Annotated in this window: 28 protein-coding genes; 15 read left to right on the plus strand and 13 right to left on the minus strand. The window is 72.4% G+C overall.

Translation table 11 applies throughout. The features are described from left to right. Window positions 1-129: 129 nt before the first annotated feature. Both FHX39_RS13005 and FHX39_RS13010 read right to left on the minus strand, forming a co-directional pair. Window positions 130-975, minus strand: coding sequence for a hypothetical protein (locus tag FHX39_RS13005; protein ID WP_183339054.1), 846 nt, complete (start codon window positions 973-975; stop codon window positions 130-132). Beyond that, the gene (locus tag FHX39_RS13010; protein ID WP_183339055.1) at window positions 972-1,571 is read right to left on the minus strand and encodes a hypothetical protein; all 600 of its coding nucleotides are present in this window, start codon (window positions 1,569-1,571) and stop codon (window positions 972-974) included. The genes FHX39_RS13005 and FHX39_RS13010 overlap by 4 nt, the downstream gene beginning before the upstream one ends. Before the next feature lie 435 nt (window positions 1,572-2,006). On the opposite strand from FHX39_RS13010, the gene FHX39_RS22470 reads away from it, so the two are divergent. Genes FHX39_RS22470 through FHX39_RS21795 form a run of 3 tightly spaced genes read left to right on the plus strand, consistent with a single transcriptional unit; the run spans window position 2,007 to window position 3,838 of the window. Further along, window positions 2,007-2,243 (plus strand): vitamin B12 dependent-methionine synthase activation domain-containing protein, encoded by a 237-nt coding sequence (locus FHX39_RS22470; protein ID WP_332836817.1) that lies wholly within the window; start codon window positions 2,007-2,009, stop codon window positions 2,241-2,243. Between the two features lie 59 nt (window positions 2,244-2,302). Next, a complete protein-coding gene (locus FHX39_RS13020; RefSeq protein WP_183339056.1) occupies window positions 2,303-2,536 on the plus strand; it encodes a GNAT family N-acetyltransferase in 234 nt (77 codons plus the stop codon). 24 nt (window positions 2,537-2,560) lie between these two features. Then, window positions 2,561-3,838, plus strand: a complete 1,278-nt coding sequence (locus FHX39_RS21795; RefSeq protein ID WP_198423389.1) for an MFS transporter — start codon at window positions 2,561-2,563, stop codon at window positions 3,836-3,838. A gap of 2 nt (window positions 3,839-3,840) precedes the next feature. Here FHX39_RS21795 and FHX39_RS13030 read toward each other — a convergent pair whose 3' ends face one another. From FHX39_RS13030 to glpK, 4 genes are all read right to left on the minus strand, one after another. Further along, window positions 3,841-4,287, minus strand: coding sequence for a type II toxin-antitoxin system VapC family toxin (locus FHX39_RS13030; RefSeq protein WP_183339058.1), 447 nt, complete (start codon window positions 4,285-4,287; stop codon window positions 3,841-3,843). Then, a complete protein-coding gene (locus FHX39_RS13035; RefSeq protein ID WP_183339059.1) occupies window positions 4,284-4,526 on the minus strand; it encodes a CopG family transcriptional regulator in 243 nt (80 codons plus the stop codon). The genes FHX39_RS13030 and FHX39_RS13035 overlap by 4 nt, the downstream gene beginning before the upstream one ends. Before the next feature lie 60 nt (window positions 4,527-4,586). Next, a complete protein-coding gene (locus tag FHX39_RS13040) occupies window positions 4,587-6,299 on the minus strand; it encodes a glycerol-3-phosphate dehydrogenase/oxidase (protein WP_183339060.1) in 1,713 nt (570 codons plus the stop codon). Window positions 6,300-6,380: 81 nt separating this feature from the next. Further along, entirely contained in the window at window positions 6,381-7,904 is a 1,524-nt protein-coding gene (gene glpK / locus FHX39_RS13045) for a glycerol kinase GlpK (RefSeq protein ID WP_183339062.1), read from the minus strand. A gap of 66 nt (window positions 7,905-7,970) precedes the next feature. Here glpK and FHX39_RS13050 point away from each other — a divergent pair, with 66 nt between their 5' ends. The 7 genes from FHX39_RS13050 to FHX39_RS13080 all read left to right on the plus strand — a co-directional run bounded on the left by FHX39_RS13050 (window position 7,971) and on the right by FHX39_RS13080 (window position 14,154). After that, on the plus strand, window positions 7,971-8,579 hold the full coding sequence (locus tag FHX39_RS13050) for a sulfite oxidase-like oxidoreductase (RefSeq protein WP_183339063.1): 609 nt from the start codon (window positions 7,971-7,973) through the stop codon (window positions 8,577-8,579). Then, window positions 8,572-9,306, plus strand: coding sequence for an FAD-binding oxidoreductase (locus FHX39_RS13055; protein ID WP_332836818.1), 735 nt, complete (start codon window positions 8,572-8,574; stop codon window positions 9,304-9,306). The genes FHX39_RS13050 and FHX39_RS13055 overlap by 8 nt, the downstream gene beginning before the upstream one ends. A gap of 24 nt (window positions 9,307-9,330) precedes the next feature. Beyond that, complete coding sequence (locus tag FHX39_RS13060; protein WP_183339064.1) at window positions 9,331-9,726, plus strand: hypothetical protein; 396 nt, start codon at window positions 9,331-9,333, stop codon at window positions 9,724-9,726. A 9-nt stretch (window positions 9,727-9,735) separates the two neighbouring features. Then, on the plus strand, window positions 9,736-11,076 hold the full coding sequence (locus FHX39_RS13065) for a hypothetical protein (RefSeq protein WP_183339065.1): 1,341 nt from the start codon (window positions 9,736-9,738) through the stop codon (window positions 11,074-11,076). Then, window positions 11,010-12,002: an alpha/beta fold hydrolase gene (locus FHX39_RS13070; protein ID WP_332836819.1), complete on the plus strand. Its 993-nt coding sequence runs from the start codon at window positions 11,010-11,012 to the stop codon at window positions 12,000-12,002. The genes FHX39_RS13065 and FHX39_RS13070 overlap by 67 nt, the downstream gene beginning before the upstream one ends. 117 nt (window positions 12,003-12,119) lie before the next feature. Then, the gene (locus tag FHX39_RS13075) at window positions 12,120-13,313 is read left to right on the plus strand and encodes a Gfo/Idh/MocA family protein (RefSeq protein ID WP_183339066.1); all 1,194 of its coding nucleotides are present in this window, start codon (window positions 12,120-12,122) and stop codon (window positions 13,311-13,313) included. A gap of 82 nt (window positions 13,314-13,395) precedes the next feature. Next, window positions 13,396-14,154, plus strand: coding sequence for a GntR family transcriptional regulator (locus tag FHX39_RS13080; protein WP_183339067.1), 759 nt, complete (start codon window positions 13,396-13,398; stop codon window positions 14,152-14,154). 22 nt (window positions 14,155-14,176) lie between these two features. Here FHX39_RS13080 and FHX39_RS22175 read toward each other — a convergent pair whose 3' ends face one another. From FHX39_RS22175 to FHX39_RS13105, 5 genes are all read right to left on the minus strand, one after another. Further along, entirely contained in the window at window positions 14,177-15,043 is an 867-nt protein-coding gene (locus FHX39_RS22175) for a GNAT family N-acetyltransferase (protein ID WP_183339068.1), read from the minus strand. Then, window positions 15,027-15,536: a phosphoribosyltransferase gene (locus FHX39_RS13090; protein WP_183339069.1), complete on the minus strand. Its 510-nt coding sequence runs from the start codon at window positions 15,534-15,536 to the stop codon at window positions 15,027-15,029. The genes FHX39_RS22175 and FHX39_RS13090 overlap by 17 nt, the downstream gene beginning before the upstream one ends. A 153-nt stretch (window positions 15,537-15,689) precedes the next feature. Continuing rightward, a complete protein-coding gene (locus tag FHX39_RS13095) occupies window positions 15,690-16,718 on the minus strand; it encodes a DUF2891 domain-containing protein (protein WP_332836950.1) in 1,029 nt (342 codons plus the stop codon). Then, window positions 16,715-17,794, minus strand: coding sequence for a DUF979 domain-containing protein (locus FHX39_RS13100; RefSeq protein WP_183339070.1), 1,080 nt, complete (start codon window positions 17,792-17,794; stop codon window positions 16,715-16,717). Before FHX39_RS13100 ends, FHX39_RS13095 begins: the two co-directional genes overlap by 4 nt. After that, window positions 17,791-18,486 carry a DUF969 domain-containing protein gene (locus tag FHX39_RS13105; RefSeq protein WP_183339072.1) on the minus strand — a complete coding sequence of 232 codons (696 nt, stop codon included), beginning with the start codon at window positions 18,484-18,486 and terminating at the stop codon, window positions 17,791-17,793. The genes FHX39_RS13100 and FHX39_RS13105 overlap by 4 nt, the downstream gene beginning before the upstream one ends. Window positions 18,487-18,591: 105 nt before the next feature. Between FHX39_RS13105 and FHX39_RS13110 the strand changes: the two genes are divergently transcribed. Continuing rightward, a complete protein-coding gene (locus FHX39_RS13110; protein ID WP_183339074.1) occupies window positions 18,592-19,872 on the plus strand; it encodes a C15 family peptidase in 1,281 nt (426 codons plus the stop codon). Window positions 19,873-19,882: 10 nt separating this feature from the next. Here the strand turns inward: FHX39_RS13110 and FHX39_RS13115 are convergent, their stop codons facing one another. Next, complete coding sequence (locus FHX39_RS13115) at window positions 19,883-20,557, minus strand: GntR family transcriptional regulator (RefSeq protein ID WP_183339076.1); 675 nt, start codon at window positions 20,555-20,557, stop codon at window positions 19,883-19,885. 107 nt (window positions 20,558-20,664) lie between these two features. Between FHX39_RS13115 and FHX39_RS13120 the strand changes: the two genes are divergently transcribed. The 4 genes from FHX39_RS13120 to glgX are packed head-to-tail and all read left to right on the plus strand — an operon-like array spanning window position 20,665 to window position 25,874. Next, the gene (locus FHX39_RS13120; protein WP_183341398.1) at window positions 20,665-21,453 is read left to right on the plus strand and encodes a LamB/YcsF family protein; all 789 of its coding nucleotides are present in this window, start codon (window positions 20,665-20,667) and stop codon (window positions 21,451-21,453) included. Window positions 21,454-21,456: 3 nt separating this feature from the next. After that, a complete protein-coding gene (locus FHX39_RS13125; RefSeq protein ID WP_183339078.1) occupies window positions 21,457-23,007 on the plus strand; it encodes a 5-oxoprolinase subunit B/C family protein in 1,551 nt (516 codons plus the stop codon). A 4-nt stretch (window positions 23,008-23,011) separates the two neighbouring features. Beyond that, the gene (locus FHX39_RS13130) at window positions 23,012-23,761 is read left to right on the plus strand and encodes a DUF5995 family protein (protein ID WP_198423390.1); all 750 of its coding nucleotides are present in this window, start codon (window positions 23,012-23,014) and stop codon (window positions 23,759-23,761) included. 43 nt (window positions 23,762-23,804) lie between these two features. After that, window positions 23,805-25,874, plus strand: a complete 2,070-nt coding sequence (gene glgX, locus FHX39_RS13135) for a glycogen debranching protein GlgX (protein ID WP_332836820.1) — start codon at window positions 23,805-23,807, stop codon at window positions 25,872-25,874. On the opposite strand, the gene FHX39_RS13140 is transcribed toward glgX, so the two are convergent. Beyond that, a complete protein-coding gene (locus FHX39_RS13140) occupies window positions 25,846-26,412 on the minus strand; it encodes an Rv3235 family protein (RefSeq protein WP_183339081.1) in 567 nt (188 codons plus the stop codon). The genes glgX and FHX39_RS13140 overlap by 29 nt on opposite strands. Window positions 26,413-26,508 lie beyond the last annotated feature (96 nt).

Genomic DNA, 26,508 nt, shown 5'->3' on the forward strand with positions numbered 1-26,508 from the left:
TCAGGTCCTGGATCTCGGACAGGCCGATGGCGTGGTTGCTGCGTGTGGACCGTTTTCGAGAATCTTCTCGAGTTCACGTTCCGGTCCGTCCGTGGCGCAAAGCCCAGGACGAGTGTTTGGACAACCGCATCAGCCCAGCGACAGATCCTCCCGCGCCCAGGCGTGAACCGCGCTCGCTACCGTGTCTGCGTCGTCAAGGTCGACCGACTTGTAGATGAAGCCGACGAGGTCCGTCGGCATCCGCTCTATCGACTCATCCTTCAACAGCAGGCACCGACGGCCGGCCATGAGCATCGCCCCGACCTCGATGACCAGGTTGTAGTTCATCCCACGCCCGCGACGGTCCTCGAAGAACGCGACGCCGTAGTTGCTTGCCCACATGTGGGCGGCCACGTTGCCCCACAGGTCGTCCACCATCGCTCGCTGAGACGCTAGCAGGAAGTTCAGGCCGTGCTCTCGCAGAGCCGTTCCCGTGACCGCCAGGGCTGCGGCCACAGGATCGGGACCGTCAGGCACCTCGTCACCGTCGGGGAACCGCGTCATTCCGAAGACGTTCCCGGCAGACGGCGACGTGGCCGTGAAGGCCGACACCGGACCGAGGAGTTGCGGCGGCGCCAGCGAGGCCGGAATGAGCGGGTGTCGAGAGTGGGCCAGCTCAGCGCCACCTGGAATGGACTCCGCCAGCAGTGCTGCGGAGTCGTCTCCGACGATAGTCGAGACCCGCTGCCGCCCAAGCGGAGTCAGCAGCCATGCTCCGTGAGCCTTCTCGGGAGTCGCGTAGCCCGACGTCCGAAGCGACGCGATCACGTTGCCGATCTTCGCTGGGGGTGGAAGCGCGGTGTCTAGGTAGATCTGAGCGACTGACCGACCAGTGAATGTGCCGTCCTCCGAGCGGGAGGAGGCGATGGACGCGAGGACCAGAGTCCGGTCGGCCATCGCCATCCTCTGGACGCGGACGCCGATGGGCTCCGTCACGCGGACTCTTCAGATGGAGGCGAGGAGGTCTTGCGCGGACGGCGCGCTGGCCGGGCCTTGGGAGCGTCCTGGAAGTTCGACTCGACGGCGACTCGTCCCGTCCTCGTGATGGAGAACGCCTTATTGTCGTTCGAGGCGATGAGCTTCGTCGACGCAGCCGTCAGCCAGTCCCGACCGAAGTTGCCGGGCATGTCCTCGTGCGCTGCGATGAGCGCGTTTCTCACGTCGTCCCGGGTGAAGGTGTCCCTTCCCTGCTTCTTCCAGAGGAAGTAGCCGGTCACGCAGATCTTCTGTGGGAACGTCTTCGCACCTGAGTCCTCGACGAATTCGCCGAGCGTGATGTCAGCGAAGTCAGGCTCGCCGTCCGGCTCAGGCGTACGCGGCGGGTGGGGTGTGCGAACGCCACCCCCGTCGCCGGGTGGCTGTGCGGCAGGGCGACTGGGCGCAGCCCCAAACAGCAGGCCGATCACCTCGGCCATCCTCGCCTCGTCGACTGGGCGCGTGATCTCGACTCCTGGCCCACGGACGGTGACCGTCCGAGAGGCAGTGTCGAGCAGCTCAGCAGGAGCTGAGGGTGTCTCTTCCAGGTTCGTCATGTACTGAGGGTTACACGTCAAAGCGTCCGAGTCAAGCCGTTCTCGTCTCGCCGCGTCTTGGTTTAAGAAGCCCAAGTGTATGCACACCGTATGGACGCGATACGCGTAGTCGTCGGCTACATACGGTCACATGAGCGCAAAATAGGTTGTCGGCCCATCTGGAGTAACCGACGAAGACGCAGATCTTACGTGGGACCGGCGTAGGCCGATGCCACCGGATCCCGCGCTCGTTACAACTCTCGGCTGCCTCGCCGGTGCAGCTACAGACGTAGTGAGTACGTCACGAACCGCTCGATCAGCTGCCCCGCCGCGCCCAGCACGAGCCCGTCGAAGACGTTCGCGGCAGAGCAGATCCCGTAGTTCCTGCACGCGCTTCAGGTCCTCGCGCAGGTGCTTCGGTGGGGTCGCGCTCTTCGACTCCTGGGAGGGCACGGTGTGACGGTCTGCCCGGGGCTCCTCCACCAATTCGGCCTCCACGACGTCGTCGGGCTCGGCTGTCAGAGCAGGCGAGGTGACGGGCTGTGGTCTGGCTCGATCCTGGCCGAGTCGATGGCCATGTGGCCCGGCGCGGCGGTCAGCGGCTGGTACTTCGCGCACCCCGAAAGCCAGTACTTCGTCGTCGGCCGCATCGGGCGCGACCAGGTGTCGGAGTACGCCACCCGCAAGGGCTGAACGCTGTCGGAGGCCGAGGGCTGGCTCGCCCCTAACTTCGACTACGTGCCCGAGGACTGATGTGGTTCGTGAACGTGGCCTGGGACGGCGGGACGCACGCGTTCCTGCTCGACACGTGCGTCGACCCGGGACGCCAGGGCGAGGGCATCGGTGCGGCGCTGGTCCGACGCGCCACGGACGTCACCCGGGAGGCCGGCTGCACGTGGCTGCACGTCGACTTCGAGCCGCACCTCGAGCGCTTCTACGCCCGCTGCGGCTTCTCCCCCACCCCGGCGGGTCTGCTGCGCCTCTGACCGGGCCGCTCCTAACGTGTGGGCGTGAGCCAGAGTCTCGACCAGCGGACCCGCGCCCAGCAGCACGGACCACGACAGGTCGTCGCGGCCTCGGTCGGCAACGCCGTCGAGTGGTACGACTGGTACCTCTACACCTTCCTCACCCCGGTCTTCGCCCGCCAGATCTTCGGCGGCGACGAGGTGTCGGCGGTGCTCGCCTCCTTCGCCGTCTTCGCCGTCGGCTTCTTCCTCCGCCCGCTCGGCGGGCTGCTCATCGGCTCGCTCGCCGACCGCTGGGGCCGCAAGAACACGCTGACGCTGACGATCCTGGCCATGGGCTTCGGAAGCCTGGTCCTCGCGGTCAGCCCGACGTACGCGCAGGTCGGGCTCTGGTCGCCGGTCGTCTTCGTCCTGGGTCGGCTGATCTGCGGGCTGTCGGTGGGCGGCGAGTTCGCCGCGAACACGACGTTCCTGGTCGAGTCGGCCCCGCGCGGCCGCCGCGGCCTCTACTCCTCGTTCCAGTACGTCTCGACGACCGTCGGTCAGCTGCTCGCCTCCGGTCTCGCGGCCCTGCTGGCTGCCCGGCTCACCGACGAGCAGCTCGCGGGCTGGGGTTGGCGGGTCGGCTTCGCGGTCGGTGCGCTGCTCGCGCTCGTCGGGCTGCTGATCCGGCGGGCCGCGGAGGAGACGCGCGCTCCTGTCGCGCCTGCTGAGCGACCGGGTGTGTTCGAGGCGCTGCGCCGCTACCCCCGGCAGTCCGCCCTGATCTGCGGGGTCACGGTCGGAGGCACCATCGCCTACTACACGTGGACGACCTACCTGCCGACGTACGCGCAGCAGGGTGGGGTGCCGCTCGAACGGGCGCTGCTGGTCAGCACGATCTCGCTCGCCTTCTTCGGGCTGGTGCAGCCGCTGGTGGGCCACCTCTCCGACCGCGTCGGACGGCGTCCGGTGCTGCTGACCTTCACCGTCGTCTTCGGCCTCGGCGTCGTCCCCGGCCTCGCGCTGGTCCGCTCGGCCTCCTCGTTCGGCGGTCTGCTGACGGTCAGCCTGATCGGGATGCTGGTGCTGGCCGCGTTCACCTCGATCAGCGCCGCGGTGAACGCCGAGATCGTGCCCGGCCGCGTGCGAGCCGCCGGCATCGGCTTCCCCTACTCGTTGACCGTCGCCGCGTTCGGCGGGACGGCCCCGTTCGTGGGCACCCTGTTCGGCCGGCTCGGCCACCCGGCCCTCTTCGGCTGGTGGGTAGCCCTGCTGGTCGCCGTCACCTTCGTCGTCGTCCTCGTCGCCCTGCCCGAGTCGGCCCACCGCGACCTCGACTGAGCTCAGGAGGAGGCGGGCTTCCCGTCAGCCGGCAGCAAGCGGAAGTGCGAGAACCGCCCGAGGGGCGTGATGGCTCGGAAATCGCGCTGGTCGAGCGTGAAGATCTCGTTCGTCTCATGACGGTGGGCCAGGGCGACGCCGACGCAGTCGGCCAGGTCGAGCTGGAGAGATGCGTACTTCCGACGCACGTCCCGGGCCAGACCGAGCTCGGTGCGCCCCAGGGTCGCCAGCTGGTCGTACCCGTCGTCGATACGTCCGAGCAGGAGGTCGAGCGCTTCGACGGCAACGGTCCACCCCAACCTGTGCTGGACGAGATGGTCCAGCTCGGTCAGCACCAGCGGGGAGACGAGGAAGGACGCCGAGCGCATCACCGCCGAGCACTCGACGTGCTCGGACTGGCCGGCATCGAGGGCCGCCAGCAGCCCGGAGGTGTCGGCGACGACGATCAACGTCGAGCAGCCCGCTCGGCTATCCGGCTCGCGATCGCCTCGTCCATCTCGTCGACCGTGAGGGACCGACCACTGTCGTAGACCTTGAAGACAGGCCGGTCGCCGCTGATCGGCTCGTCCTGCTGCATGCGCGTCAGAGCTCTGCGGATCAGCTCGGCCTTGCTGGTCGCCGTCGACGCCGACCGGGACTCCAACCAGAGGTCGAGCTCCTCGGGCAGGTAGATCGTCGTCTTCACCATGTCACCCAGAGTGCCATACGTCGGTGCCATACGTGTGGCGTACAGGTGTCGCTCTCTGCGTCAGGCGGAGGCGCCCACCCGGACGTCGGGGGCACCGAGGCGGGCGGCGTCGGCCGTCCGGTCGTCCGGCTGGGTCTGCGACTCGCGCTCGGCGGCGACGCGGACGACGTAGTGCTCGACCTCGCGGGCGACGTCCTCGTCGGACCAGCCGAGCACCGGGGCGACCAGGCGCGCGGCCTCCTCGGCCACGACGGTGCCGCGGTCCCAGGTCTCGATGGAGATGCGCGTACGCCGGGCCAGCACGTCGTCGAGGTGCAGGGCGCCCTCGTGCGAGGCCGCGTACACGGCCTCGACGCGCAGGTACTCCCCCGCGCCGGCCAACGGCTCGGCCAGGCTCGGGTCGGCCTCGACCAGCTCGAGCAGCTCGGGCAGGAGGGTGCCGTAGCGGTTGAGCAGGTGCTCGACCCAGCTCTGGTCGAGGCCGGCGCGTTCCGCGAGGAGGCGCCGCGAGTTCCAGGCGGCGTGGTAGCCGTCGGCGCCCAGCAGCGGCACGTTCTCGGTGATGGACGGGCCGGTGCCCGCGTCGAGGTCGCGGACCGCGGCGTCGACGGCGTCGAGCGCCATGATCCGGTAGGTCGTGTACTTGCCGCCGGCCACGGCGGTCAGGCCGGGGGCGGGCGAGGAGACGGCGTGCTCGCGGGACAGCTTGGACGTCGACTCGTCCTCGCCGGCCAGCAGCGGGCGCAGCCCGGCGTAGACGCCGATGACGTCGTCGGTGGTCAGCGGGTCGGCGAGGAGCGCGTTGACCTGCTCGAGGACGTAGTCGATGTCGGCCGCGCTGGCTGCCGGGTGAGCGAGGTCGAGGTTCCAGTCGGTGTCGGTGGTCCCGATGAACCAGAAGTTCCCCCACGGGATGACGAAGAGCAGGCTCGTCGCGGTGCGCGTGATGATGCCGGTGCGCGAGCTGATCCGCTCGCGCGGCACGACGAGGTGGATGCCCTTCGACGCCCGCACCCGGAACTGCCCGCGGCCGCCGATCATCTCCTGGATCTCGTCGACCCAGACCCCGGTCGCGTTGATCACGTGCTTGGCCCGCACGGCGATCTCGGTGCCGGTCTCCAGGTCGGTGACCGTGGCGCCGGTGATCCGGCCGGCCGTGCGCGCGAAGCCGGTGACCCGGGCGCTGCTGGCCACGATCGCGCCGTAGTGGGCAGCCGTACGGGCAATCATCATCGTGTGGCGGGCGTCGTCGACCTGGCCCTCGTAGAAGGTGATCGACCCGGTCAGCGCGCCGGGCTTGGCCGACGGGAACGCCTCGTACGTCGACCGCTTGCCGTGGTGCTTGAGGTGCGACGGCACGCCGCGCCCGGCGCCCATGACGTCGTAGACGCCGATGCCGAGACCCGCGTACGCGCGGTCGATGCCCGTCTTCTGCAGCGGGTAGAGGAACTCGACCGGGTGCGCGAGGTGGGGGCAGAGCGTCTGGAGGGCGAGCTTGCGCTCCTTGAGCGCCTCGAAGACGAGGGAGAAGTTCAGCTGCTCGAGATAGCGCAGGCCGCCGTGGAAGAGCTTGCTCGAGCGGCTCGAGGTGCCGGCGGCCCAGTCGCGCGCCTCGACGAGCCCGACCCGCAGCCCGCGGGTGACCGCGTCGAGCGCGGCGCCGACGCCGACGACCCCGCCGCCGACCACGAGGACGTCGAGCTCCTCCTCGCCGAGCCGGCGGAGCGCCTCCGTACGGGCGGCAGGACTGAGGGGGGTGGTGAGCGAGGGCATGGGTCCATCATCCCCGCCGCCCGCGACGAACTTCTGTGACGGTACGCACGTGAGGTGTCGTTGCCGCAGCAAAAGCTCGGCTCAGGGGACGTCGACCCAGTCGAGCGTGCGGTCGACGGCCTTCTTCCAGCCGGCGTAGCCCTGCTCGCGCGACTCCTCGTCGCCGTGCGGGGTCCAGCGCCGGTCCTCGTGCCAGTTCTCGCGCAGCTCGTCGGGGTCGGACCAGAAGCCGACCGCGAGCCCGGCCGCGTACGCCGCCCCGAGCGCTGTCGTCTCGGCGACCTCGGGACGACTGACCTCGACGCCGAGGACGTCGGCCTGGATCTGCATGCAGAGGTCGTTCGCCGTGACGCCGCCGTCGACCTTGAGCACGTCGAGGTGCACGCCCGAGTCGGCCTCCATCGCGTCGACGACGTCGCGGCTCTGGTAGCAGATCGCCTCCAGCGCGGCCCGGGCGACGTGGGCGTTGGTGTTGTAGCGCGACAGTCCGACGATCGCCCCGCGCGCGTCGGAGCGCCAGTAGGGCGCGAACAGGCCCGAGAAGGCCGGCACGAAGTAGACCCCGCCGTTGTCGTCGACCGAGCGCGCCAGCGCCTCGCTCTCCGCGGCGTCGCCGATGATCTTGAGCTGGTCGCGCAGCCACTGGATCGCCGAGCCGGTGACGGCGATCGAGCCCTCCAGCGCGTACACCGGCTTGGCGTCGCCGAGCTGGTAGCACACGGTCGACAGCAGGCCGTTCTTGGAGCGGACGAGCTCCTCGCCGGTGTTCAGCAGCAGGAAGTTGCCGGTGCCGTACGTGTTCTTGGCCTCCCCGGCCGCGAGGCAGACCTGCCCGACCATGGCCGCGTGCTGGTCGCCGAGGACCCCGGCGATGGGCACCTCGCCCTTCCATACGCCGCCCCGGGCGCCCTGCGTGCGACCGAAGAGGTTCGGGTCCGAGGACGGGCGGATCTCGGGCAGCATCTGCATCGGCACGCCGAAGATCGCGCACAGCTCGGGGTCCCACGCGAGGGTCTCGAGGTTCATCAGCATGGTCCGCGACGCGTTGGTGACGTCGGTCAGGTGGACGCCGCCCTCGGTCCCGCCGGTCATGTTCCACAGCAGCCAGGAGTCGATGGTGCCGAAGATGACGTCACCCGCCTCGGCCGCCTCACGGACGCCGTCGACCTCGTCGAGGACCCACTTGAGCTTGCCGCCCGCGAAGTAGGTCGCCGGAGGCAGCCCGGAACGTTCCCGGATCAGGTCCGCGTGCCCGTCCCGCTGCAGCGCGGCGGCGATCGAGTCGGTCCGGGTGTCCTGCCAGACGATGGCGTTGTAGCAGGGTCGGCCCGTCCGGCGGTCCCAGACGACGGTGGTCTCGCGCTGGTTCGTGATGCCGACGGCGGCGAGGTCGGAGGGGTCGGCCTTCGCGCGGCGCAGGGCCTTCTTGGCCACGGTCCGGGTCCGCTCCCAGATCTCGTCCGGGTCGTGCTCGACCCAGCCCGAGCGCGGCATGATCTGCTCGTGCTCGAGCTGGTGGCGCGCCACCTCGCGACCGTCGTGGTCGAAGATCATGCAGCGGGTGCTGGTGGTTCCCTGGTCGAGCGCGGCGACGAGCTCTGGCATGGCGCCACCGTAGCGGGCTCCCTTAGAGTCGGTGATCACCAGCCGTCACGTCCAGGAGGACCACCCATGACCGTCTCTCGCGGCTTCGCCGGACGTCGACGCGGAGGTCAGCGCACCGACCTCCCGCCCGGGCAGTACGACGAGGGCGACGGCTGGCCCGTGCTCACCGCCGAGGTTGCGCCCCGCCTGGACCCGCAGTCCTGGTCGATGGGCGTCGACGGCCTGGTCGACACCCCGCGCACCTGGACCTGGGACGAGATGCACGCGCTCCCCCAGTCCGACTACGACGGTCCGATCCACTGCGTGACGACCTGGTCCAAGTTCGGCATGCACTGGTCCGGGGTGAGCGTCGACGTCCTGCTCGACGCCGCCGGGGTGAAGAAGGAGGCGAAGTTCGTCCTCGCCACCTCGACCACCGGCTACACCACGAACCTCCCGCTCGAGCACCTGCGCGGCGGCCAGGCCTGGGTGGCGTGGGAGGCGGACGGCAAGCCGCTCACCCGTGAGCACGGCGGCCCGGTCCGGCTGCTGGTGCCGCACCTGTACTTCTGGAAGAGCGCCAAGTGGGTCACGCAGCTCACGCTCCTGGACCACGACGTGCAGGGCTTCTGGGAGCGCAACGGCTACCACGACCTCGGCGACCCCTGGCGCGAGCAGCGCTACCAGGGTGACTGAGCAGGTGGCGGACAGCACGACCGCGCCCGCCCCGACGGGGGCGTGGCGCACGGCCGTCGTCCGCGAGGTGCGGCACCCGCACCCCCGGGCCGTGCTGCTGCGCCTCGAGGTGCCCGACCGGATCGACCACCTCCCGGGCCAGCACTACGTCGTCCGGCTGTCGGCGCCCGACGGCTACGTCGCACAGCGCTCGTACTCGCTGTCCTCGCCGGCGGAGGACCCGCTGGTCGAGCTCTACGTCGAGCGGATCGACGACGGGGAGGTCTCCGGCTACCTCGCGGACGGGGTCGCCGTCGGCGACCGGCTCGACGTGCGCGGCCCGATCGGCGGCTGGTTCGTCTGGCGCGGCACGACCCCGGCGCTGGGCGTCGGCGGCGGCACCGGCGTCGTGCCGCTCGTCGCGATGCTGCGGCACGCGCAGGCGGTCGGCGCGACCGACCTGCTCCGCCTCGTCGCGGCCGCGCGCACCTGGGACGACCTCCCGTACGCGGACGAGCTCCGCGACGCGGGCGCCGTGCTCGCGCTGAGCCGTACGGGCCTGGCGGGCGGCAGGCCGAGCGGCCGGCTGGCGGCGGACGACCTCGCCCCGTTCCTCGAGGACCGCGGCCCGGGCTGGACGTCCTTCGTGTGCGGCTCGGCCGGCTTCGCCGACTCGGCCACCACGCTGCTGACCGGGCTGGGGGTGCCGGACGCCGACGTCCGGGTGGAGCGGTTCGGCCCCACCTGACCGACCATGAGCCATGCTGGAGGGGTGCGAAGAACCAGCAGATGGATGGCGGCGGCGGCCGTGGTGGTGGCGACGGCCGGCCTGACGACGGCCTGCAACCAGCCGATCTCGACCGGGGACAGCCCCAGCGCGGGTGCGAGCAGCACCCTCGCCCCGCTCACCGTCCCGATCACGATCGCCGGCGGGCAGGTGCAGCCGAACGGCGAGAAGATCTCCGCCTCGCTCGGCCAGCAGGTCGTCCTGGTCGTGACCAGCGACGAGGCCGACGAGATCCACGCCCACACCGGCGGTGACGGGTACGAGCTGGAGGTCCCGGCCAACCAGCCCACGACGGGCTCGTTCACGCCGACGCAGCCGGGCAGCTTCGAGATCGAGTCGCACCACCTCGGCAAGGTCATCGTCGTCCTGAACGTCCGCTAGAGCCGCGCGTTGCCCCCGTACGCGCTCGCCGGTCCTTCCGTGCTCGCCCCGCTGCACGGCATCGCCTCGCGGCACGACCTGCCGCTGCCGTTCTCCTTCGTCCTCGTCGGGGCCGGGGTGGCGCTCGTCGTCTCGTTCGTCGTGCTCGGCGTGGCGTGGCGGCGGCCCCGCTTCGGCGCCGTCGGCGGGGTCGCGCTGCCACGGCTCACCCGGTTCGTGGACTCCTCCGTCACCCGCACGCTCGCGCGCGTGCTGGTGCTGGTGCTCTTCGCCTGGGTCGGGCTGGCCCTGTTCGCGGGGCGCGACCTGCTGACCAACCCGGTCTTCGGCTTCGTCTTCGTGTGGATGTGGGTGGGCCTGGTCCCGCTGTCGATCCTGCTCGGACCGTTCTGGCGGGTGGTCAACCCGCTCCGGACGCTGCACCGGCTGCTGTGCGCGGTCGCGCGGACCGACCCGCGCGAGGGCCTCGCGGCGCTGCCGTCCTGGGTGGGGCTGTGGCCCGGGGCGATCCACCTGACCGCGTTCACCTGGCTGGAGCTCGTGCAGCCCGACCGGACGACGCTCCCGGTGATGCGGGTCTGGGCACTGGCCTGGCTGGTCGTCGTGGTCCTGGGCGCCATCGCCTTCGGGGAGCGATGGTTCGCCGTCTCCGACCCGTTCGAGGTCTACTCGACGACGATCGCGCGGCTGTCGCCCTGGCACCGGACCGGCGACGTCCTGCGCCTGGTCAACCCGCTCGCCGGGCTGACCGCGTGGCGACCGCCACCGGGGGCCGTCGGGGTGGTCGCCGTGCTGCTGGGCAGCACCGCCTTCGACAGCTTCACCAACACCACGCGGTGGATCAGCACCGTGCAGGCGTCCGCCGTGCCGAGCATCCTCTGGGCCACGGCCGGGCTGCTCGTGATGATCCTGGTCGTGCTGGTGACCTTCACCGCGGCCGCCGCGTGGATGGCCCGGTACGGCGACCGACCGGCCCGCACGTACGCCCGGCTGATGGCCGGCTCGCTCGTGCCGATCGTCGTGGGCTACGCGATCGCGCACTACTTCACCCTGCTCGTCCTCGAGGGCCAGCGGGTGCTGGTCAACCTGTCCGACCCGCTCGGGCGCGGCTGGGACGTCCTGGGCACCGGGCGCTGGGCCGTCGACGCCTCGATCTTCGACCACCCGACGGCCATCGCGGTCGTCCAGCTCCTCGCCATCGTCGTCGGGCACGTCCTCGGGGTGATCTCGGCCCACGAGAAGGCGGTCGCCCTCCTCCCCGAACGTTCCGCGCTCCGGGGCCAGTGGCCGATGCTCGTGCTGATGGTCGGCTACACCTGCGCCGGGCTGGTCCTGCTCTTCTCGCCCTGAACGTTCATGCAGGGGGCGACCAACGTCCCTTCCCGGCGACCGGTGATCTTCCTAGGGTCGGCTCAGCGCCCAGCACCCGCGCTGGGCCGGGAAGAAGGAGGCTTCGTGCCGTACATCAGCACCAAGGACGGGACCCAGCTCTACTACGTGGAGCAGGGCAAGGTCGACCCGTCGTCCTCAGCCACGGCTGGCCGCTCAGCTCGGACGCCTGGCAGCTCGAGCTCAAGCTGCTGGCCGATGCCGGCTACCGGGCGATCGCGCACGACCGGCGCGGCCACGGCCGGTCGCAGCAGACCTACCAGGGCAACGACATGGACACGTACGCCTCGGACCTGGCCGACCTGGTCGAGGCCCTCGACCTGACCGACCTGGCGGTGATCGGCCACTCCACCGGGGGTGGCGAGGTCGTGCGCTACGCCGCGCAGCACGGGGTCGGCCGGGTGACGAAGGTGATCACCGCAGGGGCCGTCCCACCGGTCATGATCAAGTCCGACAGCAACCCTGACGGCAGCCCGATCGAGGTCTTCGACGGCATCCGCGAGGGCGTGCTGAAGGACCGGTCGCAGTTCTACCAGGACCTGTCGGTGCCGTTCTACGGCTTCAACCGCGACGGCGCCAAGGTGTCGCAGGGGCTGAAGGACGACTTCTGGCGCCAGGGCATGCTGGCCGGGCTGACCGCCGCGTACGACTGCGTGAAGGCGTTCTCGGAGACCGACTTCACCGAAGACCTGAAGTCCCTGGACGTACCGATCTTCATCGCGCAGGGCGACGACGACCAGATCGTCCCGATCCACGACGCCGCGCTGAAGACGATCGAGCTCGTCAAGCACGGCACGCTCAAGGTCTACCCGGGTGCCCCCCACGGCATCGCCGGGGACTACCAGGCCGAGCTCGACGCCGACATCCTGGCGTTCCTCGGGAGCTGACGGCGACGGTCGGCGGGCACCCGCCCCGCGCCTCGTCACCCGGGCGGGCGCCCGCCGACCGGACCTGGTGCTAGCGTTTTGTCCTGACAAACGCACCCGGTCGAGAGGGACCCGACGATGACGTCAAGCACCAACGCTGCTGCCACCCCCCTTCGCGTCGGCGTGGTCGGCCTCGGCTGGATGGGCCAGGTCCACGCCCGCGCGTACACCCGCGTCGGGCAGCACTACCTCGACGCCCCGCTGCGACCCGTCCTGGTCGCCGTGGCCGACAACGCCGGCGACGCCCGGATCGCGCGGACGGTCGTGGCGTACGGGTTCGCCGACGTGCACGCCGACTGGCGTGACCTGGTCGCGCGCGACGACATCGACGTCATCAGCATCACCGGCCCGAACTTCATCCACCGCGACGTCGCGGTCGCCGCGGCCGAGGCGGGCAAGCACGTGTGGCTGGAGAAGCCGGCCGGGCGCAACGCCGAGGAGACCGCCGAGATCGCGGAGGCCGTTGCGCGGGCCGGGGTCCAGGCGGCGGTGGGCTTCAACTACCGCAACGCCCCGGCCGTCGAGCTGGCCCGGCAGCTCGTGGCCGACGGTCGGCTCGGCCGGATCGAGCAGGTCAGCATCACGATGCTCGCCGACTACGCCGCGCACCCCGAGGGCGCGCTCACCTGGCGCTACCAGAACGAGTGGGCCGGCTCGGGCGTGCTCGGCGACCTGGTCAGCCACGGCATCGACCTCGGCCGCTACGTCGTCGGCGAGGTGGAGTCGCTGGTCTGCGACACCGCGACGTTCATCACCGAGCGGCCCGCGCTCAGCGGGGCCGCCTTCGCGCACACCGCCCGCGGCACCGGGGCCCTCGCGCGGGTCGAGAACGAGGACTACGCCGGCGCCCTCCTCCGCTTCGCGGGCGGCGCGCGCGGCTCCCTGACGTCGAGCCGCGTCGCGGTCGGCGAGCAGTGCACGTACGGGATCGAGGTGCACGGCGACACCGGCTCGCTGGCGTGGGACTTCCGCCGGATGGGCGAGCTCCAGGTCTGCCTCGACCAGGAGGTCACCGACGCCTCGTACGCGACCCACTACGTGAAGGCCGGCGACGGCGACCTCGGCGCGTTCCAGCCCGGGTCGGGCATCGCCATGAGCTACGACGACCTCAAGGTCGTCGAGGCGCACCGGCTGGTGCGTTCCATCGCCACCGGCACGCCCGAGGGCGCCACGATCACCGACGCGCTCCGGGCGGCCCGGCTCGTCGACGCCATGGCCGAGTCGGCGCGGGAGCGGCGCTGGGTGGACACGGCGGACATCTCCGCCTCCTGAGCGGCGCCGCGCCTGGCGTGCGCCTCACAGGTCGGGGTGGGTTTGTGCCGACAAACCCCGGTGCTCGTCCTAGGGTGGTGCCATGTCGCAGGGTGCCGCGTTCGCCGAGCTCGACATCCGGCTCGACCGGACGTCGTCGGTGCCGCTCTACCACCAGCTCGCCACCTCGATCGAGCAGGCCATCACGTCGGGCGAGCTGGCCCCGGGCGACCGGCTCGAGAATGAGCTGTCCCTGACCAACCGCCTGGGGCTCTCGCGCCCCACGGCCCGGCAGGCGATCCAGGAGCTGGTGAAGAAGGGCCTGCTGGTCCGCAAGCGCGGGGTCGGCACCCAGGTCGTGCGCTCGCAGTTCCGCCGCGACGAGCGGCTCTCGAGCCTCAACGAGGACCTGGCCAAGGCCGGCCGCGTCCCGAGCACCCGCCTCCTCGACTTCACGGTCGGGCCGCTGGCCGACGACGTGCGGGACGCGCTCGACGCCACCGGCGTGACCGAGGGCGACTTCGTCACCATCCGCCGGCTGCGCCTGGCCGACGACGTGCCGCTGGCCATCCTCACCAACTACCTGCCGGCGCGCTTCGAGATCGCCCGGAGCGACGTCGAGGACGGCCTCAGCCTCTACGGCCACCTCGCGACGCTGGGCGTCAACCTCAAGATCGCCCACCAGCGGATCTCCGCGCGGCTCATGGACGACGAGGAGGCCGGCCTGCTCGACTCCACGCCGCCGGCCGCCTGCCTCACCGTCGAGCGGACCGCGTACGACGACGTCGGCCAGTTCGTCGAGCTCGGCCGGCACGTCTACCAGGCCGCCCACTACTCGATCCAGTCCTCGCTCGTCGTCTGAGACCACGGACCATTCGGGCCCGTCAGGGACCGGTCGGCGCGAGCAGGTCGTGCTCGGTGCTCGTGACGGAGAAGCCCTGGGACCGGTAGAGCCGGCGCGCCACGTCGTTGCCGCCGAAGACGTGCAGGCCGAGCCGGTCGTCCCCCGCCCGTCGGGCGAGCACCTCGGCGACGACCATGGCCGCCCGACCGAGCCCGCGACCCCGGTGCGCCTCGGCGACCTCGACGTCGTAGACGTAGGACAGCCCGGGCCCCCGGCGGTGCCGGACCCAGAGGTGCCCGACCGGCGCCTCGCCCTCGACGAGGAGCACGAGCGAGGTGTCCGGCGTGGCGAGCCCGGCAGGCAGGAGACGCGCGAAGTCGCGCTCCGCACGTTCCCGGGCGAGCACGAGGTCGCCCCCGGAACGTTCCCGGTTGTCCTCCGCGTACGCCACGACCTGCTGCTCCCGCCAGGGTCCGAGCTCGGCGGGGGTCATCGCCCGCCACCCGAGCCCGGCCGGCGGCACGACGTCGGCGGCGACGCGCTTGACCATGCGCTCTCCGAGGACCTTCGTCCCCGCCGCGACGTCGAGCAGGAGGACGTCGTCGGCTCCGACGTCGACGCTGAGCACCGCGGCCCCCGAGGTCGACGCACGGGCGCAGACCAGCTCACCGACCGCCCTGGCCAGGTCGGGCCCGGCCACGGCGAACGCGTCGGGACGCACCCACAGCCCCTCCAGCACGAGCAACGGCGGGTCCCCGGTGAGGATCGCTGCTCCGACCGGCCCGGGCTCCCGCGCGTCCTCCACGACCAGCACGGTGGCCCCGACCGGAACCGTCAGTCCCGAGGCCGCGGGGACGGGCAGGTCGTCGCGCAGGACGAACCGGTCAGGCTCAGGCGTCGAGGACACCGGACCGGTTCGCGACCGGGGGCTCGGTCGACCAGGGGAAGTTGATCCAGCGCGAGGTGCGCTTCCAGACGTGGTCGCAGGTGATCACCGACTGCGGCTTCTCGTAGAGGACCGCCGTCCGCATCTCCCGGACGTGCCCGGAGCAGAAGTCGGCGACCAGCTCGAGCGTGCGGCCGGTGTCGGCCACGTCGTCGACGACGAGCACCGACGCCTCGTCGAGGTCGTGCGCGTTCAGGAACGGCGGCAGCATCACCGGGACGTCGAGGCGGCTGTCGACGCCGGTGTAGAACTCGACGCTGATGGTGAACAGGTTCTTGCAGCCCAGCGCGTACGCGAGGCTCCCGGCCGGGATCAGGCCGCCGCGGGCGATGCCGAGGACGACGTCGGGCACGAAACCGCTGTCGGCGACGGTCTGGGCCAGCTCACGGGCAGCCCGGCCGTAGAGGTCCCAGGTCAGGACCTCCCGCTCCTGCTCGGGCGGCGCCGGGCTCATGGCCGCACCTCCGTCGCGCCCCGGGGGGCGCGGCCAGCCGACAGGGCGGCAGTGGTAGACAAGGTCTCAGAGCGCGACCAGGACCGCGAGCAGCGTCGCCCGGTCCTGGCCACGCCCTCGGCGGGCTGACGGTTCACGGTGTGGGGCACGGCCTCATCCTGCCGGTTCGAGCGCCAGCATCGCGAACGTCCCGAGCCAGTGCGTGCTCAGGTAGCCGTCCTCGGCCAGCGCCGGCAGCCCGGCCCCGCGGTGCGCCTGTGCCGCATCCTCCAGCACCGCACGCCGCGGGTCGTCGACGTCGAGCGCCAGCCCCAGCCGCGCGAGCGACCACGCGCGGGAGAGGTTGAGCCCGTCGAGGTGGCCGAGCTGGCCGTCGGTGCGGTCGCGCACGACGACGGGCTCGAGCAGGCTGCGCGGCTCCCCCGCCGCCAGCCCGGGCCAGAAGCCGTCGAGCCACGCGGCGAACGCCACCGGGTCGAGCACCCGGCGGACCAGGTCGGCCTCCGACAGCCCCGGCGACAGGAAGTCCTGCCCCGACGGCTCCCACCGCAGCGGCGCGTCCCGGTCCGGCACGAACCACTCGCGCACGTACGCCTCGACCGCCGCAGTCAGGTCGTCGCGACGCAACGGCCCCGCCGCGTCGAGCAGCAGGCCGAGGGCGAAGGCGGTGCTCGCGTGCGTGCCGTCGCGCACCGGCCGACCCGCCCGCGGGAGCCAGTCCAGGACCAGCCCGACGACCACGTCCGCCGCCGGCTCGAGCGCGTCGGCCCAGACCCGGGCGGCCTCGACCTCGCCGACGGCGGCCCGGCACTCGGCCGCGAGGGCGACGAGCCAGGCCCAGCCGTACGGGCGCTCGAACGACGGCTGGTCGGCCAGGACCGCGGCCTCCGTCGCCAGGTGGGCCGGCGTCAGGTGCGCGTCGAGCACGGCGTGGGCGGCCCCGGCATCGATCGAGTCGGCGTGGCGGCGGAGCAGCCGGACGAGCAGCCAGTGCGTGTGCACGGCGGAGTGCCAGTCGTAGCAGCCGTGGAACGCCGGGTGCCGGTCCCGCGGGAGGGGGAGGTCCGCGGGACCGGTCACGACGGCGACCAGGGCGTACGGGTACTCCCGGGTCGCGTTCGTGACGGCCGTCCTGGCCAGGCCGGCCAGGTCGACCGCGTCGTGGGGTGGCCGCGCGCTCAGAAGGCGACCACGTACATGATCACGATGTTCGCCACGAGCAGCGGGACCGCCGTCGGCAGCTGGGCCCGGATCACGGCGTAGTTGCTCTTCAGCTCCAGCAGGGCGACCGGGACGATGTTGAAGTTGGCCGCCATCGGCGTGCAGAGCGTCCCGCAGTAGCCCGACAGCATCCCGATGGCGAAGATCGCCGCCGGGTTGCCGCCCATCGCCGCCACCAGGACCGGGTAGCCGATCGCCGCGGTGAGCACAGGGAACGCGGCGAACGCGTTACCCATGATCACGGTGAAGACCGCCATCCCGACGCAGTAGAGGATCACCGCGGGCAGCAGCGAGCCCTTCGGCAGGATCGCCGACACGGTGGAGCCGATCGCTGTGCCCACGCCGGCGGTGGCGAAGACCAGCCCGAGCACCGACAGCAGCTGCGGCAGCACGAGCGCCCACCCCAGGTCCTCGGTGAGCCGACGCCCCTCGGTGAGGGCCAGCGCCGGCGAGCGCAGCCGGAAGACGATCATGGAGATGACGATCGCGATGATGCCGGCGGCGGCGAGCCCGATCACGGTCTCGCTGCCCTTCTGCAGCAGCGGTCGGCCGCCGATGATCACGTACGGCCCGGCGATCGCGCAGAGCGCGGTGATCACCGGGATCGCGAGCACCGGGATGAACAGCTTGTTCCCGAACTTCTCCGCCAGCGCCTCGCGCTCCTGCGTCGGGGCGAGCGCCACGCTCGAGCCGCCCGTCCCGCCACCCGCGCGGAGGGGCCGGTCGGGCCGGTCGGCGTCGCGGTCGAGGTCGGCCCCCTCGACGTCACCGGCCTCGGTGGCCGCCGTGGCGGTCCCGCTCTTGGCGAGCCGACCGGTGCCGGCCAGCGCGGCGATGACCACGATGACCAGCCCCAGCGGCCAGGCCGGCGCGGTCTTGGCGATCACGAAGGAGCTGTAGGGGAAGCAGAGGCCGAGCAGCGCCCAGAACAGGCCGCTGGTCAGGCGCTTCGGGTTGCTCCGGTCACGGGCGACGAGCACGCCGACGCCGAGCCAGAACAGGCCCATCAGCCAGTAGAACCACTCGACGGAGATCATCGGGCCACCGCCTCGGGAACGAGGCCGGCCATCTCCCGGCGCAGGGCCCGGTCGACGAGCAGGCTGCGCGTGCCGTGGATCAGCAGGGCGACGATCGCGGTCGGGATGGCCCAGAGCGCGACCTGCAGGGGCACGAGGGTGAAGCCGTACGTGGTGTCGACGAACGAGGTGATCAGCAGCACCGCGCCGACGGCCACGAAGATGTCCTCGCCGAAGAAGGCGCCGACGTTGTCGGTGCTGGCGGCGAAGGCACGGATCCGCTGGACGACGCGGTCGGGCAGCGGGCCGTACTTGCGCACGGCGGCCGCCTCCGCCATCGGGGCGACGAGCGGACGCACGGTCTGGGCGTGCCCGCCGATGCTCATCAGCCCGATCGCGGCCAGGACCTGTCGCACGAAGAGGTAGCCGGCGAGGATGCCTCCGGTGCTCAGGCGGGCGAGCTTGGAGACCAGGCGCCGCGCCTGCTGCTGCAGGCCGAAGTGCTCGACCAGGCCGATGACCGGCAGCACGAGCAGGAAGATGCTGACCGACCGGCTGCCGGCGAAGCCGGTGCCGAAGGCGTTCAGGACCTGGAGGGGAGTCATGCCACCGAGGAAGCCGGTCACGAGACCGGCGACGGTGACCACGAGCATGGGGTTGAGCCTCAGCGCGAAGCCGACGACCACCACCAGGATGCCGAGGAGGACGAGCACGCTCTCCGCCTTTCGGAGGGAGGGAGGGGCGCGGAGGGAAGCCCTGCTAGGTAACCTAGGGATCGTTGAACGATTCTGCAAGACCCTCGAGGCAGGCGGAGCGCGATGACCCCCCAGGCAGACGACGACCGGACGACCCCCCACCCGGCACCCTCCCGGCCCGCACCCCTGACGGTCGAGGAGTCGCGGCTGAGCGAGTCGCTCGCCGCCGGCGGCCCGTCGCTCGCCGACCAGGTCCTGCGGCGGTCCGGCTTCGACGACCTCGCGGCCGACCTGGCCGGTCGCCTGCAGGTGGCGCCCTCGCTCGCGGAGCTGACCGCGGCCGTGCGGCAGGCGGGCGCCGAGCTGTGGACCGCCGCGGTCGACCGCGCCCAGGGCCGGAGCGGTCAGGGTGACCTCGACCCGTACGACGACCGCCCGCTCTACTGGGCGCGCCTCGTCCTCAGCGCCACGCTGCGCCGGCTCGACTCGCCGCACCTGACCGTCCAGCACCAGCGCCACGGGCTGCTGCGGATCCTCGACCGGACGAGCCGGGGCATCGAGCGCCCTTCGACGGGCTCAGGGAGCGTCGGGTGGGCCGACGCGCGACCCGGCGACCTCCGGGTCATGGTCAGCGGCTTCGACGTGTTCGGGCTGGACCAGAGCGTGCGGCACTCGAACCCGTCCGGCGCGGCCGCGCTCCAGCTCGACGGACGGCGGCTCCAGACCGCGCACGGCGACGCGCTGGTCCGGGCCGTCGTGCTGCCGGTGGGCTACGCCGACTTCGACCAGTGCGTGGTCGAGGACGCGTACGGCCCGGTGCTGCGGCCCGGCGACGACCGGGCCGACCTGATCATGACGATCAGCATGACCTCGCGCGGTCGGATGGACGTCGAGAAGTGGGCGGCGAACGCGCGCGGCGGGACCCCGGACAACCAGCGCGACCAGCACTTCGGGTCGGTGGCGCGGGCCTCGCACTGGCCCCAGCCCTTCGACTCCCCCGACTGGATCGAGACGACGCTGCCGTACGCGGCGATGGTCGACGCCGGGACCGGGCCCTGGCCGGTCGTGCTCAAGGAGGGGATCCGGGAGTGGCCGGCGGGGACGTTCCCGGACCCGACCGCGCTGGTCGAGCGACCGGACCCGTCCCCGGGCAGCACGGCCGCGGCCGGGACCGGCGGCGACTACCTCAGCAACGAGAGCATGTACCGCTCGAACCGCCTGCGGCAGGCGCTGCACGCCTGGGACGTCCCCGGCGGTCACCTGCACATCTCGGCCCTGGAGTACCCCGGCGACCCGACCGTGCTGACCGACCCGGCCTTCGAGGCCGACCGGCGGGCGGTGGTCGACCAGACCGTCGCCCTCGTCGCGGCCGCCGCGGCGGCGCGGGCCGACCGCCGTGGCTGAGCGGAAGGGGTCAGCCCAGCCCGCGGCTGCGGTACTCCGCCAGCACCTGGCTCTCGGCCTCGTCGAGGTAGGCCCGCAGCATCTCTGCCGCGACCGGCCCGCCCTGGACGGCCAGGGCGTCGAGGATCGCGTGGTTGCGCTCCAGGTAGGTGCCGTGGAAGGCGTCCGGGCGGGCGACCACGTGGAAGGCGAGGCGCATCTCGTTCCACACGCTCTGCATCAGGCTCACCACCCGGACGCTGGCCAGCGCGGTCAGCTCGCGGTGGAAGTCGATGTCCGCCGTCCCGACGCCGACCCAGTCGTGCGCCCGCGCCGTCGCGTCGGCCCGTTCCAGGGTCTCGACGACGCGCTCGAGCCCGGCCGTGCCGCCCGGGTGCGCCGCGACCGCCGCGCACTCCACGAGGCGGCGGACGTCGTACAGCTCGGACACCTCCTGGGTGGTCGGCATCCGGACGAACACCCCGCGGTTGAGCTCGTGGACCACCAGCCGTTCCTCCGCCAGCGCGCGGAACGCCTCCCGCAGCGTGTTGCGCGAGACGTGCAGGTCCCGGCTGATCCGCGGCTCCGACAGGCGCGTGCCGAAGGCGTACGTGCCGTCGAGGATCCCGCGGCGGACGTGGTCCGCCACGCGCTCGGCCCGACCGGCCGGGTCGAGCACGACCGGCTCGTCCGCAGGCAGGGTCACGCCGCGGACGTTACCAACGCGACGAGAACGGCGGGCCGACCGTGTGGGATCGTTCCACGATCACCGACGACGACCAGCGGGGGGCAGTCGTGGACCGGGAGGCCGACGTGCACGTCGTGGACCTGAACGCCGACGTCGGCGAGGGGTTCGGCCGCTGGGAGCTCGGCGACGACGACGCCGTGATCGCCACCGTGACGAGCGCCAACGTCGCGTGCGGCTTCCACGCCGGCGACCCGTCGACCATGGCCCGTTCCGTCACCACCGCGCTGCGGCACGGCGTCGCGATCGGCGCGCACGTCTCCTACCGCGACCTGGCCGGCTTCGGACGGCGCTACGTCGACGCCGACGAGGCCGAGCTGAGCGGGGACGTCGTCTACCAGCTCGGCGCGCTCGCCGGCATCTGCCGGACGCTCGGGGCCCGGATCGGCTACGTGAAGCCGCACGGCGCGCTCTACAACACGATCGCCGCCGACGACGACCGCGGTCGTCGCCACGCCCGGGCGGTGCTGGCGGCCCTCGGGCGCTACGACCCGACCCTGCCGGTGGTCGGGCTGGCCGGCTCCGTGTTCCTGGACGCGGCCCGCGAGGCCGGTCAGCCGGTCGTGGCCGAGGCGTTCGCCGACCGGGCGTACACCCCGGCCGGTGCGCTGGTCAGCCGGCGCGAGCCGGGCTCCGTGCTGCACGACGCCGACGAGGTGGCCGAGCGGATGGTGAGGCTGGTCCGCACGGGCACGGTGGAGGCGGTCGACGGCAGCACGGTGCCGGTCGCCGCGGACTCGATCTGCGTGCACGGCGACTCACCCGGTGCGGTCGCGATGGCGCAGGCGGTCCGCGGGGCGCTGACCGGCGCCGGCGTCGAAGTGCGCTCCTTCGCTGCCGGCCCGCAGGCCGGCTGACCCGTGGTCGGCACGGACGTCCGGGTGCTGCCCGCCGGGTCCGACGGCCTGCTGGCCGAGGTGGCCGACCTCGACGAGGCGCTCGCGCTCTTCGCGTCCCTGCGCGACGCCCCCCCGCCCGGGGTCTGGGAGCTCGTCCCGGCCGCCCGTACGGTGCTCGTGCGCTTCGACCCGGCGCTGACCGACGCCGAGACCCTCGCCGCCGACCTGCGCGCCCGCTCCCTCGGTCACCTGGCGACGGCCGAGGGGCCGGTCGTCGAGGTGCCGGTCTGCTACGACGGCGCCGACCTCGACGAGGTGGCCCGGCTCTGCGGTCTGGACCCGGCCGAGGTCGTCCGCCGTCACACCGCGGCGCCGTGGACCGTCGCCTTCACCGGCTTCGCGCCGGGCTTCGGCTACCTCTCCGGCGGCGACCCCGCGCTCGACGTCCCGCGCCGGTCCGAGCCGAGGACCGCCATCCCCGCCGGCTCGGTCGGCCTGGCCGGACGCTTCAGCGGGATCTACCCGCGTGCGAGCCCGGGCGGCTGGCAGCTGATCGGACGCACCGGCCTCGCGCTGTGGGACCTGCGGCGGGCCGACCCCGCGCTGCTGGCCCCGGGGATGCGCGTGCGGTTCGTCGACGTGGGTCCGGATGCCCTCGCTGACCCGGACCCGGGATCGGGGTCGGGCGCTGCCGCGACGGCGACGCTGGTGGGCCAGCCCGCGCTCGAGGTGCTCGCACCAGGACCGCTCACGGTCGTCGCCGACCTCGGCCGGCCCGGGCGGGCCGCGCAGGGCGTGGCCCGGTCCGGCGCCGTCGACCGGCAGGCGCTCCGCCGGGCCAACCGGCTGGTCGGCAACCCGTCGGGGGCCGCGGCCCTGGAGATCGCAGCCGGCGGGCTGGAGGTCCGGGCGCTGACGGACCTGGTGGTCGCCGTGACCGGCGCCGAGGTCGAGGTCGAGCTCGAGCTCGACCGGGCTTTCGCCCTGGGGCCTGGCGACGAGCTGCACCTCGGCACCCCGGCCCGGGGGATGGTCGGCTATCTCGCGGTCGCCGGCGGTGTCGCGGCCGAGGCCGTGCTCGGCAGCCGCTCGACCGACCTGCTCTCCGGCGTCGGCCCACCACGTCTCCAGGTCGGTGACGTCGTCCGCGTCGGCCGGGCAAGTGAGTCGGCGGCCGCCGTCGACCCCGACCCGGGACCACGCCTGCCGTCCGCCGACGAGCTGACCGAGGTCGACGTGGTCCTCGGCCCCCGGGACGACTGGTTCGCCCCGGAGGTCGTCGACCGCTTCCTGCGCCAGGAGTGGACGGTCACGCCGCGGTCCAACCGGGTCGGGCTCCGCCTGGACGGCGAGCCGCTCGTCCGGTCCCGCACCGAGGAGCTGCCCAGCGAGGGCACGGTCCCGGGGTCGGTCCAGGTCCCGCAGAACGGGCTGCCGGTCGTCTTCACCGCCGACCACCCGGTCACCGGCGGCTACCCGGTGATCGCCTGCGTCGCGCGCCACCACCTCGACCGGGTCGGGCAGGTCCCGGTGGGTGGGCGCATCCGCTTCCGCGCGGTCGCGGCAGGATGAGGAGGTGAGCGGCACCCCCGGCGACCCGGCTCGTGTCCTGGCCGTCGCGGCGACGCTGCAGGACCGGCTCGACGCCCTCCCGGCCGACGCCACGCACCGCGCGACCTTCGTCGCCGTCTACCGGCGGGTCACGCTGGGGGTCGCCGACGCCGTGGCCGCCGGCTCGTTCGAGGACCCGGGCTGGGTCGTGGCGTGGGACGAGGTGTTCGCCGATCAGTTCCTCGCGGCGCACGACGCCGACCTGGCCGGTGAACCGGTCCCCCGTCCGTGGCGGCTGGCCTTCACCGCCGACCCGGCGATGCACCCGCTCGGCCACCTGCTGCTGGCCATGAACGCCCACATCAACTTCGACCTGCCGCAGTCCCTGGTCGCCGTCGTCACCGACGCCGACTTCGCCGACCCCGCCCTGCTCGCGCGTCGGGACCGCGACCACCAGCGGATCGACGAGGTGCTCTTCGCGCGGCTGCGGGCCGAGGACGCCGAGCTGGGCTGGAAGGTCCGGCGCGTCGACCGCCTCCTGGGGCCGCTGCACCGGTGGGCGTCCCGGCGCTTCCTGCGCGAGTCGCGGGAGAAGGTCTGGCACAACACCGGCGTGCTCCAGCGAGCGCGCGCGGAGGGGGGCCCGGCGTACCGGCATCGGGTCGACGAGCTGGACGTGCTGACCTCGGCCAAGATCAGCGAGTTCCTGCGGCCGGGGCCGGTCCTGCTGCGGCTGGCGGTCCAGGGCTTCGGCGTGACGCTGCCGCCGTCGTGAGCGGCACCGGGTCGGACCCGTCGCGCCCGCCATACTTCGACCTGTGATCATCACCCGCGAGCACCGCACCCGGCCGTACCCGCTCGGCGTCCACGTCGACGGCGACGGCCTCGTGGCGGCCGTCTACTCCGAGACCGCCGACGCGGTCGACGTCTGCGTCTTCGACGAGTCCGGGCGCGAGACCGCGCACCGGCTCCAGGAACGTTCCGGCCACGTCTTCCACGGCCGCATCGAGGGCCACGGCGTCGGCACCCGCTACGGCCTGCGCGTCCAGGGCGCGTGGGACCCTGCCAACGGCCTGCGCCACAACCCGCACAAGCTGCTCCTCGACCCGTACGCCACGGCGATCGAGGGCGAGCTCAAGGGCGACGAGGCGACCTTCAGCCACCGCTTCAACGCCCCGGACGAGCTGAACCCGACCGACTCCGCCCCGTTCATGCCGCGGTGCGTGGTGACCGACCGGTCATTCGACTGGGGCGACGACAAGCACCCGTTCGTCCCGCTCGACGAGACGATCGTCTACGAGACGCACGTCAAGGGCTTCACCCAGCTCCACCCGGACGTCCCCGAGGAGATCCGCGGGACGTACGCCGGCCTCGCGCACCCCGCGTCGATCGCCTACCTGGTCGAGCTGGGCGTGACCGCCGTCGAGCTGATCCCGGTGCAGCAGTTCGCGCAGGACTCGCACCTGGTCGACCAGGGCCTGCGCAACTACTGGGGCTACAACACGTACGGCTTCTTCGCCCCGAACGCCGACTACAGCGCGTCGGGCGACGGTGGGCAGCAGGTCGTCGAGTTCAAGCAGATGGTCAAGGCGCTGCACGCGGCCGGCCTCGAGGTGATCCTCGACGTCGTCTACAACCACACCGCCGAGGGCAACCACCTCGGGCCGACGATCTCGTTCAAGGGGATCGACAACGCCGCCTACTACCGCCTCGTCGAGGAGGACCGCTCCTCCTACTTCGACACGACCGGGACCGGGAACAGCCTCAACGTCGGCCACCCGGCCGCGCTCGGGCTGATCATGGACTCGCTGCGCTACTGGGTCACCGAGATGCACGTCGACGGCTTCCGCTTCGACCTCGCCACGACCCTCACCCGCCAGGACGGGTCGGCAGACATGCACAGCGCGTTCCTCGACCTCATCCACCAGGACCCGGTGCTGGCGCCGACCAAGATGATCGCCGAGCCGTGGGACACGCAGGGCTACCAGGTCGGCGGGTTCCCGGCAGACTGGTCGGAGTGGAACGGGAAGTTCCGCGACGACCTCCGTGACTTCTGGGGTGGCGCCGACAGCCGCATCGGCGGCGTCGCGCAGCGGATCCTGGGCAGCCCCGACGTCTACGAGGCCAGCCGCCGCTCGCCGCTGTGCAGCGTCAACTTCGTCACGGCCCACGACGGCTTCACCCTGGCGGACCTGACGTCGTACTCGCTGAAGCACAACGCGGCGAACGGCGAGGACAACGAGGACGGCGAGAGCGACAACCGTTCCACGAACTCCGGCGCCGAGGGCCCGACCGACGACGAGGCCGTGCTGACCCGGCGCGACCGGATGCGCCGGAACTTCCTCGCCACGCTGCTGCTGTCGGCCGGCGTCCCGATGATCCTCGGCGGGGACGAGATCGCCCGGAGCCAGGGCGGCAACAACAACGCCTACTGCCAGGACAACGAGATCTCCTGGTACGACTGGTCGACCGCCGACCACGAGCTGCGCCGGTTCACGGCCGACCTCGTCGCGCTGCGCAAGGCCGAGCCGGCGCTGCGACCGGACTGGTACCGCGCGGCCGCGGCCGAGGGGAAGTCCGACGAGGAGGAGGGGTCGAACGCGACGGTGTGGCTCCTGCGCTCCGACGGCCAGACCTTCTCCGACAGCGACTGGGACGACCCGCGGGCCCGCAGCATCATGTTCGTCTTCGCCCACCGCGACGGCGACACCTTCGCGCTGCTGCTCAACGCGGCCGCCAACGGCGTCGAGTTCACGGTCGCGCCGCCCCTGCACGCGGAGTGGGAGCTCGTCGTGAGCAGCGACCCCGGGCAGCGCGTCTCGGCACCGGTGAGCACGCTGATCGTGCGGGACTGCTCCTTCACCCTGCTGCGCTCGAAGCGGAGCTGAGCCCGGACCTCCGGTCCCTCCGTCGGGGGCCGGAGGTCACCCCGGCCTCGAGGGCCGTGCACAGCCATCCCCGGCCGCATCCCTCGAGCCGGAAGGCGAGCACGACCGTACGGGGGCCGGAGCGGAGCACCGCGGTGGCCTCCACCGCGAGCGGGGCGGGGTGCTGGACGCGGCCGGACAGCAGCACCGTGCGAGCCGCCGCCTCGTCCGCGGCGTGCAGCCGCTGACGCCGGTTCAGTCCCGCCACCACGTCGTCGGCCACCCACCCGGTGAGCTGGGTGGCGGGCCGGCGGCCGAGCAGCGCCTCGGTCAGGGCGAGGGCCAGCCAGCCCGACCACCGGGCCGCGTCGGGCAGCTCCTGGGGCTGACGCGCACCCCAGGTGCGACCAACCCGTAACACCTGCCCCGGCGTCGGCCGCGGGACGGGCGCCGCGACCTCGGGTGCGGCGACGGGCGCGGCCGGTCGGGGCGAACCCACCCGCCAGGTGCGCGGCTCGGGTCGGCTCGACGGCAGGACACGGACGACGGGGACGCTCACGTCGTCACCCTGCGCGAGCGGCCGGGGCGAGAGAAGAGCCGCGAGCCGATCTGTGGACGGCGGCAGCGGACGGACAACACGTCTGCCCCGAGGTCG

Source organism: Microlunatus antarcticus (assembly GCF_014193425.1).
GTDB lineage: Bacteria > Actinomycetota > Actinomycetes > Propionibacteriales > Propionibacteriaceae > Microlunatus > Microlunatus antarcticus.

Coding starts and splice junctions, on each gene's coding strand:
- FHX39_RS13050 (WP_183339063.1), top strand. CDS start 7,971: ATGACCGTCTCTCGCGGCTTCGCCGGACGTCGACGCGGAGGTCAGCGC.
- FHX39_RS13110 (WP_183339074.1), top strand. CDS start 18,592: ATGACCCCCCAGGCAGACGACGACCGGACGACCCCCCACCCGGCACCC.
- FHX39_RS13020 (WP_183339056.1), top strand. CDS start 2,303: ATGTGGTTCGTGAACGTGGCCTGGGACGGCGGGACGCACGCGTTCCTG.
- FHX39_RS13090 (WP_183339069.1), bottom strand. CDS start 15,536: ATGAGCCCGGCGCCGCCCGAGCAGGAGCGGGAGGTCCTGACCTGGGAC.
- FHX39_RS13040 (WP_183339060.1), bottom strand. CDS start 6,299: ATGCCCTCGCTCACCACCCCCCTCAGTCCTGCCGCCCGTACGGAGGCG.
- FHX39_RS13010 (WP_183339055.1), bottom strand. CDS start 1,571: ATGACGAACCTGGAAGAGACACCCTCAGCTCCTGCTGAGCTGCTCGAC.
- FHX39_RS13035 (WP_183339059.1), bottom strand. CDS start 4,526: ATGGTGAAGACGACGATCTACCTGCCCGAGGAGCTCGACCTCTGGTTG.
- FHX39_RS13075 (WP_183339066.1), top strand. CDS start 12,120: ATGACGTCAAGCACCAACGCTGCTGCCACCCCCCTTCGCGTCGGCGTG.
- glpK (WP_183339062.1), bottom strand. CDS start 7,904: ATGCCAGAGCTCGTCGCCGCGCTCGACCAGGGAACCACCAGCACCCGC.
- FHX39_RS13100 (WP_183339070.1), bottom strand. CDS start 17,794: ATGATCTCCGTCGAGTGGTTCTACTGGCTGATGGGCCTGTTCTGGCTC.
- FHX39_RS13080 (WP_183339067.1), top strand. CDS start 13,396: ATGTCGCAGGGTGCCGCGTTCGCCGAGCTCGACATCCGGCTCGACCGG.